The following is a 20,349-nucleotide window of genomic DNA, read 5'->3' on the forward strand; positions in this document are numbered from 1 at the left end:
TCCCGGCCGGGTCCTGGTTCTCGGTTCCGGGCAGGGTCAGCACGCTACGGGCACCGCACGGGGCGACGGCTGGATTGAGGCAAGAAGAAGCCACCGGCGGGGCGGGCGGCGATGCGGTTCCACCGCGTCCCAGCGTGGTGGCGCGCGCGTCGGGGGCGGCCGGCCCGAGGGCGACAAGAGCCGGTGAGAAGCGTTCGCGCTGGTCATGGCGCCGTCGTGAGCCCGTTGATCATACGGTCGAGAAGACGGTCGAAAACGGCTTGGGGCGACGGGTCTCCGCTCGGCGCTGCCAGGGCTTGGGCAAGGAAGGGGTACGCGCCTCCGGCGGCGACGGACCGCAGGTAGCGGGCCTGTGCGTCGAAGAGTTCGCCCGGGGTGCGGCCGGCGGCCCCGGTCGCCTGCTCTTCGGCCCGGGCCTGCGCCTGCACTTGCGCTTGGGCGAGTTCGTACGAAACGTGGCTGGTCACGAAGCCGGTGAGCAGGCTGAAGGTCTCCAGTGCCGCCTGCGCGTCCAGGCCGACGGGGGCGAGCACCGCAAGGACGTGTTCCACGACGGCGAGGGTGTTCGGGCCGAGCGTCTGCCGCACGGTGAGCGCCTGGGGCAGCCAGGGGTGGCGGTGCATGAGTGCGCGCTGCTCGTGGGCGACGTTCCGAAGGTCGGCGCGCCAGTCGCCGGAGGGCGCCGGCGGCAGGCGGTGGTCGCCGCTCACCTTGTCGATCATGAGCTCCAGCAGCGTCTCCTTGTTGGGGACGTAGCTGTAGAGGGACATCGTTCCGGCCCCGATCCGGCCCGCGATCGCGCGCATGGTGACGGCGGCGAGCCCTTCGGCGTCGGCGAGGGCGACGGCCTCGGCGGTGACGGCGGCGCGGCTGTGCGTCGGCGGCCTGCCCCGTCGCGGGCGTGGGGCCGGCGACCAGAGCGCTTCGGGATCCACACCGGCATGACGGCCGGACGATCTTGCAGGGGCCACGGCATCTTCTCCTCACTCCTGTCGGCCATCCAATCACCCGCTATTCTCGTACGACGTACGAGAATAGCGCGGATCGTGATCCTGATCCGGGAATCGAGGCACCATGACGACGGCAACACCCCACTCGTCCGCGAAGAAGCCGCCCCTGCACGTCCGGGCCCTGAGGCGCTCCCTGCGGGGCCTGCCTCCGAAGCTCCACGACGTCGGGCACGAGCCCGACCTCGAAGTGCCCGCCGCCGACGGCAGTACGCTGCTGACGGATCGCTACTTCCCCTTGGCCGACGGGGACTTCCCCACGCTCCTGATCCGCTCGCCGTACGGCCGGGGCCTCCCCTGGGCGGCGATGTACGGCGTGCTCTTCGCCGAACAGGGCTTCCACGTCGTCCTGCAGAGCTGTCGCGGCACCGGCGGATCCGGCGGCGACTTCGCCCTGTGGGAGAACGAGGCCGCCGACGGCCGGGCCACCGTCGCCTGGCTGCGCCGGCAGCCCTGGTTCACCGGCGTACTGGGGACGATCGGCCCCAGCTTCCTCGGCTACGTCCAGTGGGCACTCGCCCAGGACCCGCCACCGGAGCTGCGCGCGATGGTCGTCCAGGTCGGCCTGCACAACCTGCACGGCTACTTCTACTCCGGAGGCGCCTTCGCCCTGGAGAACACCCTCGCCACCACCATGGGCCTGACACATCAGCACCGCAGCGCCCTGAGCCTCGTCCGGGGCGCCCTGCGGTTGCAGCGCCACATCGGGAGGATCGCCCGGACTCTTCCCCTCGGTGAGGCGTATGTGCCCGGTCTGGGCGGCCGGGTGCCGTTCCTGGAGGAGGCGATGGCCCATCCCGACCCCGAGGACGCACACTGGCACGGGGTGGACATGGGAGTCGCGGCCGAACGGCTGACGGTGCCGACCAGCCTGGTCACCGGCTGGCACGACGTGGCCCTCGACCAGACCCTCCAGCAGTACGGCAGACTGCGGCGCGCCGGGTGCGAGACCGCTCTGCTCGTCGGCCCCTGGACACACCACTCCGCCCTGGAGAAGGGCTGGCCCGAGGTCTTCGCCGAGAGCCTCGCCTGGCTGCGCGCCCATCTGTGCGACGACCGGTCCGGCCTGCGGAGGACAAGGGCGCGCGTCCACCTGGGCGGCCGGCGGACATGGCAGGACCTTCCCGACTGGCCGCCGGCCACCACCCATCGGCGCTGGTACCTCACCGAGGGCGGCACTCTGAGCACCGAGGCGCCCGATGGCGCGTCGCCGCCGCAGTCCTTCCGCTACGACCCGGCCGACCCGACGCCCTCGGTCGGCGGGCCCCTGCTGTCCAAGTCGTCGGGACATCAGGACAACACCGCTCTGGAGGCCCGGGACGACGTGCTGACCTTCACCACGGCACCGCTCACCGAGCCGGTTCAGGTCCTCGGGCCGGTGAGCGTCGCGCTGGCGGTCGGAACCGGCACCGGTCACGCCGACGTCTTCGCCCGGCTCTGCGACGTCGACGGCCGGGGCCGCTCGACCAACGTCTGTGACGGACTGCGACGGCTGGAACCCACCGGAGCCGCCCCGGCCGCCGTCACGGTGGCGATGAGTTCCACCGCCTACCGCTTCGCCGCCGGGCACCGGATCCGCCTCCAGGTCAGCGGGGGCGCCCACCCTCGCTTCGCCCGCAACACCGGCTCCGGCGAACCCCTGGCGACGGCCACCCGCCTCATACCGGTCGACCTGTCGCTCCACCATCCGTCCGCGCTCGTTCTTCCCCTCGTGGAAGCGGAGTCCACACATCCGTCCCCCGCGGTCTGACGGGTCACGGACGCCTTCGCCGCCGGTCGCGGCGAAGGCGCTCCGGCGAGGCGCGGCGGCCCCGCACCACCGAGCAGTCCCCTGGTGCCGGCCCGGCCGCTCCCCTCAGAACGCGGCGTCCAGGAACGGCGCGACCGCCCCTGCCAGGAGGGGTGAGGTGAGGATGTCGTAGTGCGTGACGCCCGGCAGGACGGCCAGTCGGGCTGCCGGACGGTCGGAGCCGTCCCAGCCGGCGTCCCGTGTGCCGCCGCCGAACAGGGCGAAGAACTCCACGGCATGGGCGGGTCGCACCGCGTCGGCGTCACCGAAGACGAGCAGCACCGGCGCGGTGATCGTCGCCACCTCGGAGGTCCAGTCGTAGTCCCGCTGTTTGAGTTCGGCGAGCTTGCCGATCAGTACCGGCCAGTCCTGCGGTCGGGGCGCCAGCCGTGCGTACAGCTCGTAGAGGGGAGACTGCTTCATCGGCTCGGCGGCTGCCGCGCTCATCTGGTCCATCGCTGCGACGACCTCAGGGAACCAGCCGTCCCGGCGGGTCGGGGTGGAGACCACCACCAGCCGGCGCACCACCGCAGGGTGCTGGATCGCGGTGCGCAGGGCGACGTCGGCGCCCACGGAGTAGCCCAACACATCGGCCCGCGCCAGACCGAGATGACGGATCAGAGCGGCGATGTCGTCCGCCATCAGTTCCGGCCGCAGCGGACGGTCGATGTCCGCCGTGCGCCCGTGGCCCTGCAGGTCGACCAGGACGACTCTGCGCCGGTCGGCGAGGGCGGGCAGGACCGACGCGAACGTCTCGCCCGCCCCGATCCCGCCGTGCAGCAGCACCAGCGGCTCACCGGGACCGGAGCCGTGCTCCTCGAAGTACAGGGACAGTCCGTCGACTTCGGCGTAGCTCATCGCCTCACCCTTCTCACCCGCACACGGTTTCCAGGAGACAGACCGTAGCGGTCCGCCGGACCCATCGGTCGTCGCCGGAAGAACTGCCCGATCCCACCTGCGGCTTGCGGGTCAGGGGGCCGTCGTCGCCGTCGTGCGCGCCGAGGCTTCGACGAGGGCGGCGGTGCAGGGGTGCCGCGGCGCGGTGAGCACCTGCTGTGCCGGTCCCTGTTCGACGAGTTCGCCGGCGTCGAGTACGGCGATCCGGGTCGCCGCGGCCGCGACGTCGAGGTCGTGGGTGATCAGAAGCAGGGACAGGTCGTGGCGGACCTGCCCGGCTCACGCCCGGTCACCCTCCACAACGACTACTCGCACGGCGTGTTCGCCAGTCGGGGCAACGCCTGCGTGGACGAAGCGGCCGCCGCGTATCTGGGCGACGGGACCGTTGCCCCGGCCGATGTGCACTGCGCCGGACCCGGCCTGCCGACGCCCTGAGCCCCTACGGCACACGGGAGTTCGCGCCGGCCGAGGGCCGACTCCGAGGCCATCTCGATTCGTGATCGCTGCGTGCTGCGATCGACCCTCGCACCGCACTCCGCCCATGCGCTGTGATGGCCGGTGACCGGGCGAACGGCCCGGTCACCAGGCGCGGCGTGTCTGGATGAGACGACGCCGGCGCGCTTCCGGCACAGAGAAGTGGGAATCGACCTATGCAGGTTCTGCTCGCCATGGATGTTCAGCACAGCATCGTGGAGCGATTTTCCGAGGCGGCGTCCTCCGCGTTCCTGCCCAGGATGGCGGAAGCCGTCTCCGCCGCCCGCCGGGCGGGGGTGCCCGTGGTCCATGTGGTCGTCCGTCACCGTGCCGGCAGGGCGGAGGTCGCCTCGTCCAACAAGCTCTTCGCCCCACTGTTGGGCACCGATGCTCTGCTGGAGTCGCACCCGGGCTCGGAGATCCACCCGGCGGTGGCACCCAGGAGCGGCGAGCCGGTGGTCACCAAGCGATTCGTCGGGGCCTTCGCGACCTCCGACCTCGACGCGGTACTGCGCGGGCTCGGTGCCGACACTCTCGTCATGCTCGGGCTGAGCACCGCCGGCGTCCTGCTCAGTACGGTGCGGGAGGCGACGGAACGTCAGTACCGGCAGATCGTGCTGTCGGACGCCTGCGCCGACGACGACCCCGAGGTGCATGCCGTCCTGATGGGGAAGCTGTTCCCCCGGGAGGCCGACGTCCTCACGGTGGAGGAGTGGTCCAGGACCCTGACGAGCACCGGCACCGATACCGGCACCGGCACTGACACCGGCACCTTGGCGTCGGGTCCGGCAGCGGTTCCCGCGGCCGGCCGCTGAGCGCGCAGTCCGGCCGAGGGGGGCCGGACTCAGAGGTCCGGTGTCGGCGGCCGGCCGATCTCCGCCAAGTGGTGAAGTTTCAGAGCGAGTTGGTTCTCCAGGGCGCGGGCCGGGGCGTTCCAGTCCTCGCCCAGGAGCTGCCGCACCCGTTCCAGGCGCTGGACGACGGTGTTGACGTGGATGTGCAGGGCGTCCTTCGCCTTGGACAGGCTGGCTCCGTGGGAGTAGTAGACCTCCAGGGTGTGGATCAGTTCGGTGCCGCGATGCGTGTCGTAGTCGATGACCGGGCCGAGCACCTGGTGGACGTACCCGCCGATGTCGCTCCGGTCGCCGAGCAGTACGCCGAGGAACCCGAGGTCGGGAAGGCTGGCTCCGTGTCCGGTGTGACCGAGGGCGTGCAGGGCCTCCAGGCAGCGCAGGGCCTCGGTGTAGACGGTCGGCAGGTGGCCCGGTTGCGCGGCCGGGCCGGCCGAGCCCGCGGTGACGGGGGTGCCGAGCGCCTGTCCCAGCTCGGCGGCCAGGGTCCGGGCGAGGAGGCCGGGCCGATCGGACGGGGTGAGGAGCACGACGTGGCCTCGGTGCACTCCGGCCAGACCGTTCAGTGCGCGTGCGCGACGGGCGGTCTCCGCGGTGAGCCGGGGCCGCAGGTCGGGGTCGCAGTGCAGGACCAGGATGGCGTGCGGGTGGGCGAGGTTGACGCCGAGTTTGCGGGCCCGGATCGTCTGGCTGTCCATGTCGCGGACGCGGCCGGGGTGTTCGGCGGTCAGCAGGTCGCTGAGCAGTTCGCCGCGGACCCGGTCCTCGGTTTCGGCGATGGAGCGGCGCAGCAGGAGCAGCAGCGCGGTGACCAGACCGGCCCGTTCGAACAGTCGGCGGTCGGTGTCGGTGAGACCGGGCCGGCCGGTGAGGGTGATGCTGCCGAGGAGTTCGGGGCCCGCCAGAACGGCGCAGACCCAGTTTCCGTCCACGGGGACGGCCCGGCCACTGGTGCGTGAGGCGGTCACGCCCCGGGCCGGCGGGCCGATCGGGTCGGTGCCGATCCGCGCGAGCTCGGTACCGTCGGCGTCGTGGATCACCAGGCCGCCCTCCAGCAGCGCGGCGATCTCCTGGGCGACGTCCGCGACATCGCCGCCGCGCAGGACGAGTTGGGTGAGCCGGTCGTGGGTTTCGGCGGCCAGCCGCATCGCCTCGGTGTGGGCTCGGGCGGTTTCGGTGGCGGCGTTGAGTTCGACGAGCGTGGCGCGGGTCTCGTCGAGCAGCCGGGCACCGTCGATGGCGACGGCGGCGTGATCGGCGAGTGAGGAGAGCAGCGCGACGGCGTCGGGCCGGAATTCGCGCGCGACGCGATCGGCCGCGTAGAGCACGCCGATCACACGGGGGCCGATCCGCAGCGGCACGCCGAGGATGCCGCGCAGCCCTTCTTCGTTCACCCCGCTGTCGATGGCCCGGGTGTGCCTGAAGCGGCTGTCGGAGCGGTAGTCGGTGCTGGCGTAGGGACGGGCCGTCTGGGCGACCAGGCCGCCGAGCCCCTCCCCCATGCCCAGCCGGAGCTGCTGGAACGCGGCGGAGACGGAGCCGTCCGTGACGCGCATGAAGGTGTCTCCGGCACCCGCATCGTTCAGGGTGAGGTAGGCGACGTCCGTGCCGAGGAGGGTTCTGGCCCGGTGGACGATGGCCCGCAGTACGGCGTCGAGGTCCCGGAGGGCGGCGAGGTCGCCGGCCGTGTCGAACAGCGCGGTCAGTTCGGTTTCGCGCCGACGGTGCTGGGCGAGCGTGTGGTGGACCTCCAGGGCGACCTGGGTGGCCTCCTCGATGAGGGTCTGCTCGCCCGGCCCCGCTCCGGCGGCACGTGCGTCGGCGGCGGGCCTGGTCAACCGCTCGGCAGCCGCCCCCTGCGCCAGCAGGTCCAGCAGCTGGCGCAGTGCGGCCGCGGCCCTGTTCGCCGCCGGGTCGGTCTGGTCGGTGGGATCGGTCACGGGGGCCATGCTGGCAGCCCTTCGGTGCGGATGCTGCGTGGGCGGCCGGGCGGGCCCGCCGCGTGCGGGCGCCGGGGCGGCGGGCGCGGTGCTCCGCGCGGGGTCAGGCCGGGTCCGAGCCGGCTGCGGTGGAGACGGGGTCCGGCCGGTGTGGCGCCCCGGGCGCGTGGACCGTGGCCGTGAGGTCGCGGCCGCGGGTTTCCCTGGCGACGGCGACCGTGACGGTGGTGACCACGGCGGCTGCGCACAGGTAGAGGGAGACGGGTACGGAGGAGTGGTGGTCCTTGAGGAGTTCGACGGCGATGACCGGGGCGAGCGCACCGGCGACGATGGAGGCGAGTTGGGAGCCCATCGACGCGCCGGAGTAGCGGACCTTGGTGTCGAACATCTCGGAGATGAAGGCCGCCTGGGGACCGTACATGGCGCCGTGCAGGAGCAGGCCGGCCGTGACGGCTGCCGTGATCACGACGAACGACTTCGAGTCCAGCAGGGCGAAGAAGCCGAAGGCCCAGACGGCCATGCCGGCCGAGCCGATCAGCGTGACGGGGCGGCGGCCGATCCGGTCCGAGAGAGCCCCCCAGGCGGGGATGGTCACGAAGTGGACGGCGGAGCCGATCAGGACCGCGTTGAGCGCGGTGCTCTTGGACAGCCCGAGGTGGTCGGTGACGTACACGAGGAGGAAGGAGGTCAGGATGTAGTAGGAGATGTTCTCGCCGAACCGGGTACCGATGGCGGTCAGCACCTCCCGCCAGCCCCTCCGGAACACCTCGACGACCGGCGCCTTCTCCTTGACCCCACGGGCGGCCTCGGTCCGGGCCCTGGCCTGTGCGGCGAGGAATACCGGCGACTCGGAGACCGAGAGCCGGATCCACAGTCCCACCACGACCAGGACTCCGGAGAGCAGGAAGGGGATGCGCCAGCCCCAGGCCAGGAACGCGGCGTCCGACTGGACGGCGGCAAGCAGCGCGAGGACTCCGGTGGCCAGCAGGTTCCCGCCGGGAGCCCCGCACTGGGGCCAGGAGGCCCAGAAGCCGCGGTGCTTGTCTCCGCCGTGTTCCGAGACGATCAGGACCGCACCGCCCCACTCGCCGCCCAGGGCGAACCCCTGGACCAGCCGCAGTACGGTCAGCAGGACCGGAGCGCCGACGCCGATGCTCGCGTGGGTGGGCAGCAGGCCCATCGCGAAGGTGGCGCCGCCCATCATCATCAGGCTGAGCACCAGCAGCTTCTTGCGCCCGACCTTGTCCCCGAAGTGTCCGAAGACGACGCCGCCCAGCGGTCGGGCCAGAAAGCCGATCGCATAGGTGACGAAGGCGATCAGGGTGCCGGTCAGCGGGTCCGATGTGGGGAAGAACAGCTTGTTGAAGACCAGTGCGGCCGCGGTGCCGTAGAGGAAGAAGTCGTACCACTCGATGGTCGTGCCGATCAGGCTGGCGCCGACGATCCGGCCGATGCTGCCGGAGCCGGCTGTCTCTGGGGCCTGGGTGCGATGCATGGAGTCACCGGATTTCGCTGACAGGGCGGGGACGGGGAGGTGCGGGGCACGACAGTGCGGTGCCGGGAAGTGCGATGCGGGGAAGTGCGATGCGGGGCGGTGCGGTGGAAGGTGACGGGCGGTCCGGGTCAGTTCGCGCCCCAGCCACCGTCCAGGGAGAGGGAGGTTCCCGTGATGTAGCCGGTGTGCGGGCCGCACAGCCACAGGGCGGCCGCGGCGACTTCCTCCGGCTCGATCAGGCGTTTGATCGGCGAGCGGGTCAGCAGCACATCGGAGAGCACCTCGTCGGGGCGGACGCCGTGCGCGGTGGCCTGGTCCTGGATCTGGCCCTCGACCAGAGGGGTACGCACATAGCCCGGGTTGATGCAGTTGCTGGTCACCCCGTGCGGAGCGCCCTCGATCGCGGTCACCTTGCTCAGCCCTTCCAGGCCGTGCTTGGCCGTGACGTAGGCCGACTTGTAGGCGCTGGCGCGCAGTCCGTGCACGCTGGAGATGTTGATCACCCGCCCCCAGCCCCCGTCGTACATGTGCGGCAGCACCTGGCGCAGGAGGAGGAACGGGGCCGTGACCATCACCTGCTGGAGCAGGGCAAAGCGTTCGGGCGGGAATTCGGTGAGGGGGGCGATGTGCTGGAGCCCCGCGCTGTTGACCAATACATCGACCCCGACCGGCAGCGCGGCGACGGCCGCCGCATCGGCCAGGTCGGCGACGTGGGCCTGCCCGCCGATGGCGGCGGCGACGGCTCGGGCGCCCACCGCATCGACGTCCACCACGTGCACGGTGGCACCGGCGGCGGCGAGGGCCACGGCGCAGGCCCGACCGATGCCGCTGCCACCGCCCGTCACCAGCGCGACGCGCCCCCGCAGTTCCACTCCCCCGACGGCAGCCGGGGTCGTGGGGTGAGGAGGAGGAAATCTGCTCGTCATGGCGGGAACAGTAGGCACGACGGGTACCGCCGCCCATGTCGCCGAACACCACACTCGGCGGCGGCGATATGGCGGCCTTGGCCATGCGCGTGGCCGCACCCGCCGCCGGGCGGGGCCGCGTCGGGGCTCGGCCTGCCGGGCAGCACACCGACGAGGTGGCGCCCTGCAGCAGGTGTCAGACGCAGTGCTCGTGCTGCCGGATCGGCTTCACCAACTTGCTCAACGCCACCAGAGACACGTCCGTCCCGGAGCCCGAGTCGGAGATCGTGGCCTCTACCGCCGGGTGGCGCCCGTAGGTGATGAGCAGCTTCCGCCCACCCTGCGACTCGGCTTCCCGCAGCACCCAGTCCACACCGTCGACGTTCACACACGCATCGGCCGTCGGGCGGGGCGCCTTCAGCCCGCACCGCAGCACCACCGCCCCGTCCCCCCACGCCACAACGCCCGGCAGACCGGTGTCCGCCCGCTCCTGCCCGTGCAGTCGCCCCGGGGCGTCCTTCGCGATCCGCGTGCACTCCGACGCGCCACCCCTCGCCGCGGCCTCGACGCCGGACATCGGCGAGTTCACCGCGCGCACCACCACCACGCCGGCGATCACGATTCCGGCGACGGCAGCAGCACCGATCGCGACACCCGACCGACGACTGAGACGCACCATTCCCTACCCCCATGACCTGCGCCGATCGGCACGCTTCAGGACCGACCCGAACGCTACCCCTCCCCCTCAACTACCGCGCCGGCAGCTCCCCTTCAGAAACTCCCCCCCCTCGACGCCCGCCACCGAAAGCCACTGCGGCGCACAGCGCGACATCGACAGGAACACCGAAGCCCCCGAAGCCCGCCCCCTACCCTCCCCTCCCCTCCCCTCCCCTCCCCTCCCCCCTTCCTCACCCTCATCCTCTTACCCGACCATCCCATGAAATTATCAGCGCAATATTTGCGACAATTCCTCAGCACCGGCCTGAATTCCCGACGCCCCGCTTTCCCGACCTCCTTCGACTTCTCGGAGGGAGCGCGCGAGGGCTGACGCGACGATAGATGCGCCCGGAGTGCGGGAGTGCCGCCGATAAACCGGTGTGCGCCGCTTTTCCGAGAAAAGAACGGTTAGACGTAAGGCTGACCGAACCGACCATTGCGCAGGGATTTTCTTTCTCGCCCGCGATCGGCGGTCTCCAGGTCATCTCACCGCTGCGGAAATGCCGCAGACACACAGCACCACATCGGGAGTAGAGATGAGGAACCACAGGTCAGGAACCGTGCAGGCGGCCAACGACGCACGGCAGGAAGCCATCATCCGGGCGGACGAAGACGGCGCCGACGTCCTTGCTCCGTACGGAGAAATGCGGCAGCCGGACGGGGAGTCGGCACGTCTCGCCGTAGGCGAACGAGTGGCCTACGCACGCGAGGAGGGACCGCGGGGGCCAATTGCGCGTGACATTCGCCGCTGAGGACCGTCCCGCGACAGTGTGTACGGTACCGGCGTGACCTCCGTGCGGGACGCCCACGATGTGTGCGTCCCGGGCCTCGAGGTCACGCCGGTCGACAATTGATGGTGCGTGGCGGCGCAGCCCCCGTATCGCGCACCGCGCAGCCGATGTCCGACGGCCGACCGGAGCGGAACCGTGCCACGAAGTCGGCGAAGTCGGCGAAGTTCGCACACAGATACCGAGGATCGGACGGCTTCCAACGGATCTGTTGACGGCTGTCGGCCCACCGGATCTCGAATGCGGTGACGGTGCCTTCGGCCGGCCGGCTCTCGCTGCGATGCGGCAGCGGGGAGACATCTCCCGCCCTGGGGACGGACCTGTCCGGGGTGCCACTCAGTCGGCGCCGAGGGCGAACGGGCCGCCGGCCGCGAAGGCCCGCTCCGCGAAGTTCTCGCCGATGCGGCGGTGGCCGGCGGTGTCCGGGTGGAGGCCGTCGGGCAGCGGCAGCTCGGCCAGATCCGCTTCGCCGTAGAGCGAGCGGCCGTCGAGGTAGTGCAGGTTCGGGTCGTCCGCCGCCCGTTGTGCCGTGATGCGCGAGAGCTCGTCCCTGATGACGTTGAGCGTCAGCCGCCCGCCGGAGCGGTCCGAGGGGTCGCCGAGGGCCCGGAAACGCATACGCGGGCCGTCGAAGTCCGGGACGAGGGGGCCCGGGGTGTCCTCCTGGAGGGGACAGAGGATGGGGGAAACGACCAGCAGAGGTGTGGTGGGGTGCCCCTCACGCATCGTGTCGAGGAAGCCGTGGACCGCCGCGGAGAACGCACGCAGGCGCATCAGGTCGGTGTTGACCAAGTTGATACCGATCTTGAGGCTGATCAGGTCCGCTGGGGTGTCCCGCATGGCGCGCGCGGTGAACGGATCGAGCAGGGCGTTGCCGCCCAGCCCCAGGTTGATCAACTCCACTCCGCCCCGGGCGGCGGCCAGCGCCGGCCAGGTCGCGGTCGGGCTCTCGACATTGGAGCCGTGACTGATCGAACTGCCGTGATGCAGCCACACCCTGCGGCCGTGGTCCGGCACGGCCTCGACCGGGGCGTCCGTGCGCAGGGCGATCAGCTCGGTGATCTCCCCCGGCGGCAGCCAGATCTCCACGTCCTTCACACCGGCGGGCAGGCCGGTGAACCGGACCGTGCCGGCCGGGCCGGGATGGGTGACGGCGCACTGGGTGGCCATGTCGATGGTCTGCACGTTGCCGCCGGGCGCGCTGGCCCCGCCGGTCCGACGGCCGTCGACGAGCAGGTCGTACACGCCGTCAGGAGCGGCAGGGACACCCTCGTAGACCGTCTTCGTCGGGAGCGTGTCCAGCTCGACGGAGGTGGCCCGGGTACGGAAGGCCAGCCGTACGCCGGAGGGCTGGGCCTCGATCACGGCCAGGTGCGCATCGGGAAACTGCTTGCGGGCCCAGCCGGGGAGTCGGTGCGGCAGTACGCCGCGCTCGGTGCGCTCCATGTCGAGGGCACCGCGCACGAGGCCGGGCGTGATGGGGGTGGTGATCCACTCGGTCACAGCAGCGTTTCTCCTGCGGCGGGGTCAGAGACGAAGGACGTCGGGATCATCCCATTTCGCCCTCGAGTGCGAGGGTGCGGTCACGCCCCACACTCCGCCCCACCCGCAGTGGCGGGGTGGCGCACGGTCGTCCCGCCCACCGCACACCGCCTGCGGCGCACGGCACCCTTCGCACGCACAGAACATATATTCGATTTTTTCGTTATCCTCTAGGCATGGCCGTGCATCTTCAGGGCTCGCTCTTCGACCAGGCGGACGAGATCCGCCTGGGCACACTGCGGCATGTGCGCAGGACCCGGCTCGGTGACGGCGCCTGGATCGACCTCCTGCCCGGGTGGCTGAGCGGGGCCGATGCCCTTTTCGCGCGGCTGGCCGCCGAGGTCCCCTGGCAGGCCGAGCGCCGCCGGATGTACGACCACACGGTGGACGTACCGCGGCTCCTCGCCTTCTACGGCGCCGACGACCGGCTGCCGCACCCCGTCCTCGGCGACGCGCGGGACACCCTCTCCGCCCACTACGCCACCGAACTCGGCGAGCCGTTCACCACCGCGGGGCTCTGCTACTACCGGGACGGCCACGACAGCGTCGCCTGGCACGGCGATCGGATCGGCCGCGGCAGACGCGAGGACACCATGGTCGCCATCCTGTCCGTGGGCGCACCGCGCGACCTGCTGCTGCGCCCCCGTCACGGCGGCAGCACGGTGCGGCGGCCGCTCGGACACGGCGATCTGATCGTGATGGGCGGCTCCTGCCAGCGGACGTGGGAACACGCGATCCCCAAGTCCGCACGCGCGGCAGGGCCGCGGATCAGTGTCCAGTTCCGGCCCCACGGCGTGCGCTGATCACCACCGAGGGCAGAACCGCCCAGGCGCAAGTAGCCCTGTCCGTAGCGGTGTTACCAGGTCGTAGCAGTGTTGTCTGGTCGTAGCGGTGTTATCTGGTCGTTCCGCCGCCAGGACTTCCCGGGGGCCGCTGGGGGCGATCGGCTCCTCGCCGCCCGGCATCATGCGGCGCAGTGCCGTCGCGACCTCCGGAGGGCAGGGAGCGCCACGCCCACCGGTGAGACCTCATCCGCCAGATGGGCGAACGAGCGTGCATGCCCCCAATACCTGGGGGTAGGCGGCCGCATGATCGGGGAAACGCGCAAGAGGAGGAGTCAGAACATGGGTGCCAGCGTGGCGACAGCTGTAGTCAACTCTGAGGAGACCGCTGTTGACGTCCGCTCGATCCCGGCTGCGCGGCCGGACGACCTCCCGTACATCGAGGAGCCGCAGAGTGTCACCCCCCAGGACGCCCGGGAGCTGACACAGATTTTCTTCCGGCAACTGGCGACGCTTGAAGAGGGCACGCACGAGTACCAGTACGCCCGCAACACCCTCATCGAGATGAACCTGACCCTGGTCCGCTACGCGGCCCGGCGCTTCCGCCATCGCGGCGACGACATGGAAGACATCATGCAGGTCGGCACGATCGGTCTGATCAAGGCCATCGACCGCTACGACCCTTCCCGCGAGGTGGAGTTCACCACGCTGGCCATCCCGTACATCACGGGTGAGATGAAGCGGTTCTTCCGCGACACCACCTGGGACGTGCGGGTCCCCCGCCGTCTCCAGGAACTGCGTGTCGACCTCGCGCGGGCCAACGAGAAGCTAGCCAGTGAGCTCGGCCGCGACCCGAACGTCTGCGAACTCGCCGCGGAGTTGGACATCAGCAAGGAAGAGGTCGTCGAAGGGCAGGTGGCCGCCAACGGCTACAACGCCTCGTCGATCGACGTCACCATCAACGAGGACGGCAACGAAACCCCGCTTGCCGACCTGATCGGCGAACGCGACCAGGACATGGATCTCGTCGAGGACCTGCACGCCCTCAAGCCACTCCTGGAGCAGCTCGAAGACCGCGACCGGCACATCCTCGAGCTGCGCTTCGGCCAGGAGATGACCCAGTCCCAGATCGGCAGCGAACTGGGCATCTCGCAGATGCACACCTCCCGGCTGCTGTCGCGGGCCCTCACCCAACTGCGGGCCGGCCTGCTCAGCGAGGGATGATCTCCGCTCCCGGTACATCTCCGCTCCCGGTGCATCTCCGTTCCCGGTGCATCTCCGTTCGCGATGCGGGGCGCGTCGGATGCGCCGTGAGTCGGGGCCGTCGCACGGGTCGGCCGCTCAGCCCGCGGTGGCCGCACGGTGGACGGCTCTGACCAGACGGTGGCCTTCGGGGGTCGCGCTTCCCCCGAAGGCGAAACGGCGGCGGGAGCAGCCGTAGGCGAGACGGCTCCGCGGGTCCGCGAAGGCCTGCGAGCCGCCGGCGCCGCCGTGGCCGAACGCACCCTGGCCGAGGAACGGATATGCGGTGCTGCTCGCGGCGAAGCCGAGTCCGTACGCCTGGTCCATGCGGTTCACCAGGTCCTGGCCGGCCCGCGTGCCGACGCAACGCCGCCGACCGAAGCGGGTCCGGCAGCGCGCACGGCACGGGAGTGGGGCAGCGTCTCCAGGTCCGTCGGCCGAGGGTGGTTCCGGTTGAAGGCGATACCGGTCAGGCTGTCCGGCGCCGAGTCGTCGGCGTCCAGCTCCGCCTGCTGCTGCGGGGCGGGAGCATCGGCTGGACGTCACTCCGGCCCCGTCCACAGGTCCACGACCTTCGCACCGCCGACGTGGGCCACCAACTGGGCCGCGCAGTCGGAGCCCTGCTCGGCCACAACCGCCCTGAACTCCTCGCCGACCGCCTGGAATCCGGCGTCGGTTCCCTCCGCCGACACCTCGCTGGGCATTCGGCTCCCGTCGTGATCACGAACGCTTCCGGAGTGCCAACCGATGCGGGGAGCCGCCATTCCCGGTGGCCGACGGACATCGACACAGCGTGGCCGACGGGCATCGACACGGCGGCGAACCGCCCGCCGGGGCGCGACCGCACGGTCTCCTGCCGACGCGGCCGGTTACCGAGCGGAAACCTCAGATCCCCCGCAAACCTTGCAGCTCAGCGTTGCTCCGCGGCTCGAACGGTGCCAGGGTTCGGAAATCCCTTGCACCCACCACAGTGAAAGCGTGGAGGCCGTATGGCTGTCCGTCGTGCCGCTGTCGCCGCCGCGTCCGCGGTTGCGCTCGGCGTCTCCCTGCTCGCCACCTCCTGCAGCCCCGGCACAGAGCCCTCCGCCGCCGGCAAGCTGAAGCCGCCCGCGAAGAAGGCCGTTGCCACGGGCAGTGGCGGCGCGGTGTCCAGCGTCAATCCGTACGCCTCCCGAGCCGGGCTCGAGGTGCTGCGCAAGGGGGGCAACGCCGTGGATGCGGCGGTGGCGACCGCCTCCGCCCTCGGCGTGGTCGAGCCCTACTCCGCGGGAGTGGGGGGCGGCGGCTACATGGTCTACTACGACGCCAAGGCCAAGAAGGTGCACACCATCGACGGCCGGGAGACGGCACCGGCCACGATGCGCTCGGACTCCTTCGTCGACCGGACGACCGGCAAACCGCTCGCCACCGACGACGCCATCAACTCGGGTCTGTCGGTGGGTGTCCCGGGCACCCCGGCGACCTGGGAGAAGGCCCTTCATGACTGGGGCACGGTCTCCCTGGCCAAGGCGCTGCGCCCGGCCACGCGGATCGCCGACGACGGCTTCGTGGTCAATCACGAGTTCCGGGCCCAGACCGCCATGAACGAGAAGCGCTTCCGCGACTTCAAGTCCACCACCGACCTGTTCCTCCCCAAGGGCGAACTCCCGGTGGTGGGCACACGCTTCCGCAACCCCGACCTCGCCCGGACCTACCGGCAGCTCGCCACCAAGGGAGTCGGCGCGCTGTACCACGGCGACATCGGGCGCGATGTGGTGCGGACCGTCCAGCAGCCGCCCATGGCCCCCGGAGCCGGCCACAAGGCCCGGCCCGGCCTCATGAAGACCCGCGACCTCGCCGACTACGCCGCCGAACGCCGGGACCCGACCCGGACCACCTACCACGGACGAGACGTCTACTCCATGGGTCCGTCCTCAGCGGGCGGCACCACGGTGGGCGAGGCGCTGAACATCCTCGGGAACTTCCACCTGTCGAAGTCCGACAGGACCCAGGCACTGCACCACTACCTGGAGGCCAGCCGGATCTCCTTCGCCGACCGCAACCGCTGGGTCGGCGACCCGGCCTTCTCCGATGTCCCCACCAAGCCCCTGCTCTCCAAGGAGTTCGCCAAGAGCCGGGCCTGCCTGATCCGTTCCGACAAGGCGCTGAAGAGCCCGCTGGCTCCTGCGGACCCCCGCCACCCGGACGCGGCCTGTGGGCTGAAGACGGGGAACAAGCAACCCCACGAGGGGCCGTCGACCACGCATCTGGTGGCCGCTGACCGCTGGGGCAATGTCGTCTCCTACACCCTGACGATCGAGCAGACCGGTGGCTCGGCCATCACCGTGCCCGGACGCGGATTCCTCCTCAACAACGAGCTGACCGACTTCGACTTCGCCCCGCTCACCAAGGGGACGCCGGACCCGAACCTGCCGGGCCCCGGAAAGCGCCCGCGCAGCAGCATGTCGCCGACGATCGTCCTGCAGGACGGCAAGCCGGTGATCGCCGTCGGCTCGCCGGGGGGCGCGACCATCATCACCACGGTGCTGCAGACCCTCGTCAACCGTCTGGACCTCGGTATGTCGCTGCCGGAGGCGGTCGCCGCGCCGCGCATCTCGCAGCGGAACCAGGCCGTGACGGAAGCCGAACCGGCCTTCCTCCGCTCTCCCGAACGCAAGAAGCTGGACGGCCTGGGCCACCGGTTCGTGCTCGCCCCGAAGGCGTTCACGCCCTCACCGGAGATCGGGGCGGTGGCCGCCCTGGAGTTCCTGCCGCACGGCAAGATCTCGGCGGTGGCCGAGCCCGAGCGGCGTGGCGGCGGCTCGGCCATGGTGCTCAAGGAAGCACCCTGAATCCACCCCGGCACTGACCGCGGACGTGGCGTGAGCCCGTGGGAGGCGAGCCGGGGCGCACCGGAACGATCGACCGGTGCTCCCTGGCTCGCCGTCCCCGGCCGCCCGTCCCCGGCCGCCCGTCCCCGGGTGACCGACGGCGGGTGGCCGACGGCGGGTGGCCGACGACGATGCCGCCGGGCAGGAGCAGCAGCGCTCCGCTTGGCCGGTTCGGCGAGGTGACCGAGCAAGTGGGCCGCCCCGTCGGCTGGTTGTAGGATCCCGGCATGACTTCCGAGAGCCTCGTCGCACCACACGGAGCCTCCGTTCTCCGATGTGCCCCCGACGGGCAGAGGCTGAGCGACGGCACCACCGCACTCGACCTGATCGGCGAGGCGATGGGGTGTTGCGCCGAAGTGGTGGTGGTGCCCGTGGAGCGGGTTGCCGACGGCTTTTTCTCTCTCGGCTCCGGCCTGGCCGGCGACATCGTCCAGAAGTTCGTGAACTACCGAATCCGTCTGGTGGTCCTCGGCGACATCACCTCTCATGTCACCGGGAGTCACGCGCTGCGTGACTTCGTGCGCGAGGCGAACCGCGGTAGCCAGGTGTGGTTCGTGGCAACGCAGGAAGAACTCGACGAGCGGCTGCAGCAACGACGATCCCTGCCCGGGCAGGGCCGCTGACCGTCCGAGGCGTCGGGTACGGCGGCTTTCGCACCGGGCCGGTCGAGCCGACCGGCGCCGCCGCGGAGCCGCCCGCTCCCTGACGTACGCGGCCGCGTTCACATCCGGGTGCGCCCGCCTGCCGCGGTCGCACCCCAATCGTGGGGGATGAGTACCGAGTTGACCACTGAACCGACGCTGCGCGAGGCAGTCGCCGAGCGCCTGATCAAGATCCCCGCCGGGGAGATCGCCCTGCGCGACGAGGGCACGAGGACGAACTGGACGGTAGAGCTCACCCCCTTCCACCTGGCGCCGTATCCCGTGACCCGCGAGCTGTACCTCGCCGTGCACGGCGAGGCACCCGTGAGTTCGGCGGGGCCGCGGACGCCGGTGACCGATGTCTCCTGGAAGGAGGCCATTCGGTTCTGCAACCTGCTCTCGCGAGCGACGGGCCTCCAACCCTGCTATTCGATCGGCGGCGATCCCGACGCGCAGGACGTGATCTGCGACCGGGAGGCCGACGGCTACCGCCTCCCGACGGAGGCGGAGTGGGAGTACGCCTGCCGGGCCGGAACCTCGGACGTCCGCTACGGAGAGCTGGACGAGATCGCCTGGTATCGCGGGAACTCCGGCGACGAGGTCCATGACGTCGCGACCAGGACGCCCAACGCCTGGGGCCTGTACGACATGCTCGGAAACGTGTGGGAGTGGTGCTGGGATGTCTATGACCCCAGGGTCTACGGCCCGTACCGCGTCTTCCGTGGCGGAGGCGCGTACGACCCGCCCCGAGGGTGTCGGGCGGCGTGCCGCCGCAAGAGCCACCCGACCTTTCGTGTGGAGGACCTCGGGTTCCGGCTCGCCCGATCGCTCCCCTGAACGGAGCCGGGGCGTGGTCGGGGGCATCTCGTGTACGGGGGCCGCACCGGGGTGGGAGCGGGCCGTAGGAGCGCGCGTTCTCGCAGGTCATACCCTTCTTCAGCCCTGCCGGGCGGCCCTCTCGATCGGCTGCCCGGCAGGTCGGGGCCGACGTGGGATGCAGGGGGCGTCCCCGCTCCGTAAGCTCGTAAGCGGGAGTGCTCGGCGGGCGGTCGAGAGGCGCACCCGAGGGGCGGGGCGCGACACTGCACGTGCCGTCACCAGAAGAGCCGTTCGCTGCGCCCCGGCCACCCGAGGAGTGACCGAACTCCGGTGCGGGGTGCCGGGCCGGACCTGAGACCCGCCGTCTGCGCACGACGTCGTTGCGGCGCCTCTGACGTGGAGCCATACATGACCATGACCACCGCGCGGGACCTGTTGATCGTCGCCATGGACATGGCGCCCAGCCGCCCTGTGGAGCGAGGTGACCTGTCGCTGGCGCTCGCCGGGGCCGAGCTGATCGACCTCCTGGAGGCCCAGGCCATCACGCTGGACGGCGAGCGCATCGTCCCGGCCTACCGGCCGACGATCGCAGACCGGCTGTTGGATGAGGCCGCTTCGTCGCTCGTCCGCGAAACACCGTACGAGTCGGTCGGCGACTGGCTGTGGCGCAGGGGGCGCGACCTGTCAGCGACCTACGTCTCCGCGCTCGAGGCGGAAGGCCAGCTCGCCCGGCCGGGCCGACGCGGGATGCCCTTCCGGAGCGGTCGGACGGTACTCGTCGATTCGCCCGCTCGCCGCCAGGCGGCGGACCGCTGGACGGCGGAGGAGCCCGTCCTCACGTCCCTTGCCACGGCCGTCGGGGTCCGCGGCAAGGAGACGGGCGACACCCCGGGCGCGGACGACGACGCGGTGACGACGGTACTGGCCACCGTCCACGAGGCGTTGATGGAGCTGGAGGCCGTACGGCAACGGCGAGCCATCGAGGATGCGGCCTTCGACAACATCTGGCGAGGCGAATGACGCGGGCGGGGGCGGGGCGGCCACGGCTTCAGCGGGGGGCAGGACGGCCACGGCTTCCGAGCGGGCGTGGAGGACACTCGCGAGCCGATCGCCACCGGGGACGCCGTCTCCATCGCCCCGGCCGGCGCCCGCCGACTCCAAGTCATCGTCGTCGCCGCGTCGTTGTATTGGATCACTCAGCTGTCGGCGATCTTCTACCCCGGCACGGCGCTCATCGACGATGGGTGGATCCCGCCCATTCAGCCGGTGCTCGCCGGAACGATGCCGGCCCTCAACCTGCTGGCGTACGGGCTTGAGCGCCGAAGGACCGAGAGGCGTGAGGCGTGAGGCGTGGGTCGTCGGTTCCAGCCTGCGACCAGCGGGATGCGCGCCCACCTCGCCACCCTTTGCACGGTCCGCCCCTCAGGCACTACCCAACGGGCTCCTGCACCGCGCCGCGGGCGGGCACCCCCCAGCCCCCCCAGGCCCCGCCAGGCCCCTCCGGAACCCTGGGGCGCCCTACCTTCGCGCCCTCCCGAGGGCCTCCTTCTCGCCCGGCCCCCGGGACGGGCTCGGCGGGCGCCGGCGCAG

The 20,349-nt window shown here is 71.2% G+C and carries 19 protein-coding genes and 1 pseudogene; 10 read left to right on the forward strand and 10 right to left on the reverse strand.

The genetic code is table 11. The annotated features are described in order from the left end of the window. Window positions 1–203: 203 nt before the first annotated feature. A complete protein-coding gene (locus ACGFML_RS30030; RefSeq protein ID WP_393548827.1) occupies window positions 204–935 on the reverse strand; it encodes a TetR/AcrR family transcriptional regulator in 732 nt (243 codons plus the stop codon). Between the two features lie 139 nt (window positions 936–1,074). Between ACGFML_RS30030 and ACGFML_RS30035 the strand changes: the two genes are divergently transcribed. Beyond that, window positions 1,075–2,757 (forward strand): CocE/NonD family hydrolase, encoded by a 1,683-nt coding sequence (locus ACGFML_RS30035; RefSeq protein ID WP_393548754.1) that lies wholly within the window; start codon window positions 1,075–1,077, stop codon window positions 2,755–2,757. Window positions 2,758–2,862: 105 nt separating this feature from the next. Here ACGFML_RS30035 and ACGFML_RS30040 read toward each other — a convergent pair whose 3' ends face one another. Beyond that, complete coding sequence (locus ACGFML_RS30040) at window positions 2,863–3,654, reverse strand: alpha/beta fold hydrolase (RefSeq protein ID WP_393548755.1); 792 nt, start codon at window positions 3,652–3,654, stop codon at window positions 2,863–2,865. Between the two features lie 111 nt (window positions 3,655–3,765). Beyond that, window positions 3,766–3,960 (reverse strand): annotated as a pseudogene (locus ACGFML_RS30045) (ABC transporter ATP-binding protein); the annotation flags it as partial. Between ACGFML_RS30045 and ACGFML_RS30050 the strand changes: the two are divergent. Continuing rightward, entirely contained in the window at window positions 3,955–4,128 is a 174-nt protein-coding gene (locus ACGFML_RS30050; protein ID WP_393548828.1) for an alpha/beta hydrolase, read from the forward strand. The pseudogene ACGFML_RS30045 and the gene ACGFML_RS30050 sit on opposite strands and share 6 nt — an antisense overlap. Window positions 4,129–4,361: 233 nt before the next feature. Beyond that, window positions 4,362–4,982, forward strand: coding sequence for a cysteine hydrolase family protein (locus ACGFML_RS30055; RefSeq protein WP_393548756.1), 621 nt, complete (start codon window positions 4,362–4,364; stop codon window positions 4,980–4,982). Window positions 4,983–5,011: 29 nt separating this feature from the next. Here the strand turns inward: ACGFML_RS30055 and ACGFML_RS30060 are convergent, their stop codons facing one another. The 5 genes from ACGFML_RS30060 to ACGFML_RS30080 all read right to left on the reverse strand — a co-directional run bounded on the left by ACGFML_RS30060 (window position 5,012) and on the right by ACGFML_RS30080 (window position 12,309). Then, complete coding sequence (locus tag ACGFML_RS30060; RefSeq protein WP_393548757.1) at window positions 5,012–6,967, reverse strand: helix-turn-helix domain-containing protein; 1,956 nt, start codon at window positions 6,965–6,967, stop codon at window positions 5,012–5,014. A 94-nt stretch (window positions 6,968–7,061) separates the two neighbouring features. Then, complete coding sequence (locus ACGFML_RS30065; protein WP_393548758.1) at window positions 7,062–8,453, reverse strand: MFS transporter; 1,392 nt, start codon at window positions 8,451–8,453, stop codon at window positions 7,062–7,064. Between the two features lie 128 nt (window positions 8,454–8,581). After that, window positions 8,582–9,379, reverse strand: coding sequence for a 3-hydroxybutyrate dehydrogenase (locus tag ACGFML_RS30070; protein ID WP_393548759.1), 798 nt, complete (start codon window positions 9,377–9,379; stop codon window positions 8,582–8,584). A 175-nt stretch (window positions 9,380–9,554) separates the two neighbouring features. Next, window positions 9,555–10,037 (reverse strand): DUF3515 family protein, encoded by a 483-nt coding sequence (locus ACGFML_RS30075; protein WP_393548760.1) that lies wholly within the window; start codon window positions 10,035–10,037, stop codon window positions 9,555–9,557. Between the two features lie 1,162 nt (window positions 10,038–11,199). Next, window positions 11,200–12,309 (reverse strand): GDSL-type esterase/lipase family protein, encoded by a 1,110-nt coding sequence (locus tag ACGFML_RS30080; RefSeq protein ID WP_393548829.1) that lies wholly within the window; start codon window positions 12,307–12,309, stop codon window positions 11,200–11,202. A gap of 272 nt (window positions 12,310–12,581) precedes the next feature. Here ACGFML_RS30080 and ACGFML_RS30085 point away from each other — a divergent pair, with 272 nt between their 5' ends. Then, on the forward strand, window positions 12,582–13,208 hold the full coding sequence (locus ACGFML_RS30085; RefSeq protein ID WP_393548761.1) for an alpha-ketoglutarate-dependent dioxygenase AlkB: 627 nt from the start codon (window positions 12,582–12,584) through the stop codon (window positions 13,206–13,208). Between the two features lie 321 nt (window positions 13,209–13,529). Beyond that, window positions 13,530–14,411: an RNA polymerase sigma factor SigF gene (locus ACGFML_RS30090; protein ID WP_393548762.1), complete on the forward strand. Its 882-nt coding sequence runs from the start codon at window positions 13,530–13,532 to the stop codon at window positions 14,409–14,411. A 117-nt stretch (window positions 14,412–14,528) separates the two neighbouring features. On the opposite strand, the gene ACGFML_RS30095 is transcribed toward ACGFML_RS30090, so the two are convergent. Together ACGFML_RS30095 and ACGFML_RS30100 are read right to left on the reverse strand one after the other, a co-directional pair. Further along, complete coding sequence (locus ACGFML_RS30095; RefSeq protein WP_393548763.1) at window positions 14,529–14,765, reverse strand: hypothetical protein; 237 nt, start codon at window positions 14,763–14,765, stop codon at window positions 14,529–14,531. A 206-nt stretch (window positions 14,766–14,971) separates the two neighbouring features. Continuing rightward, the gene (locus ACGFML_RS30100) at window positions 14,972–15,133 is read right to left on the reverse strand and encodes a hypothetical protein (protein ID WP_393548764.1); all 162 of its coding nucleotides are present in this window, start codon (window positions 15,131–15,133) and stop codon (window positions 14,972–14,974) included. 285 nt (window positions 15,134–15,418) lie between these two features. Here ACGFML_RS30100 and ggt point away from each other — a divergent pair, with 285 nt between their 5' ends. From ggt to ACGFML_RS30125, 5 genes are all read left to right on the forward strand, one after another. Beyond that, complete coding sequence (gene ggt, locus ACGFML_RS30105; RefSeq protein WP_393548765.1) at window positions 15,419–17,260, forward strand: gamma-glutamyltransferase; 1,842 nt, start codon at window positions 15,419–15,421, stop codon at window positions 17,258–17,260. A gap of 266 nt (window positions 17,261–17,526) precedes the next feature. Beyond that, a complete protein-coding gene (locus tag ACGFML_RS30110; protein ID WP_393548766.1) occupies window positions 17,527–17,922 on the forward strand; it encodes a DUF4180 domain-containing protein in 396 nt (131 codons plus the stop codon). 147 nt (window positions 17,923–18,069) lie between these two features. After that, window positions 18,070–18,777 (forward strand): formylglycine-generating enzyme family protein, encoded by a 708-nt coding sequence (locus tag ACGFML_RS30115; RefSeq protein WP_393548767.1) that lies wholly within the window; start codon window positions 18,070–18,072, stop codon window positions 18,775–18,777. Window positions 18,778–19,173: 396 nt separating this feature from the next. After that, the gene (locus ACGFML_RS30120) at window positions 19,174–19,779 is read left to right on the forward strand and encodes a GPP34 family phosphoprotein (protein WP_393548830.1); all 606 of its coding nucleotides are present in this window, start codon (window positions 19,174–19,176) and stop codon (window positions 19,777–19,779) included. Between the two features lie 66 nt (window positions 19,780–19,845). Beyond that, complete coding sequence (locus ACGFML_RS30125) at window positions 19,846–20,106, forward strand: DUF6640 family protein (RefSeq protein WP_393548768.1); 261 nt, start codon at window positions 19,846–19,848, stop codon at window positions 20,104–20,106. Window positions 20,107–20,349 lie beyond the last annotated feature (243 nt).

This window comes from Streptomyces sp. NPDC048650 (assembly GCF_043199095.1).
Taxonomy (GTDB): Bacteria; Actinomycetota; Actinomycetes; order Streptomycetales; family Streptomycetaceae; genus Streptomyces.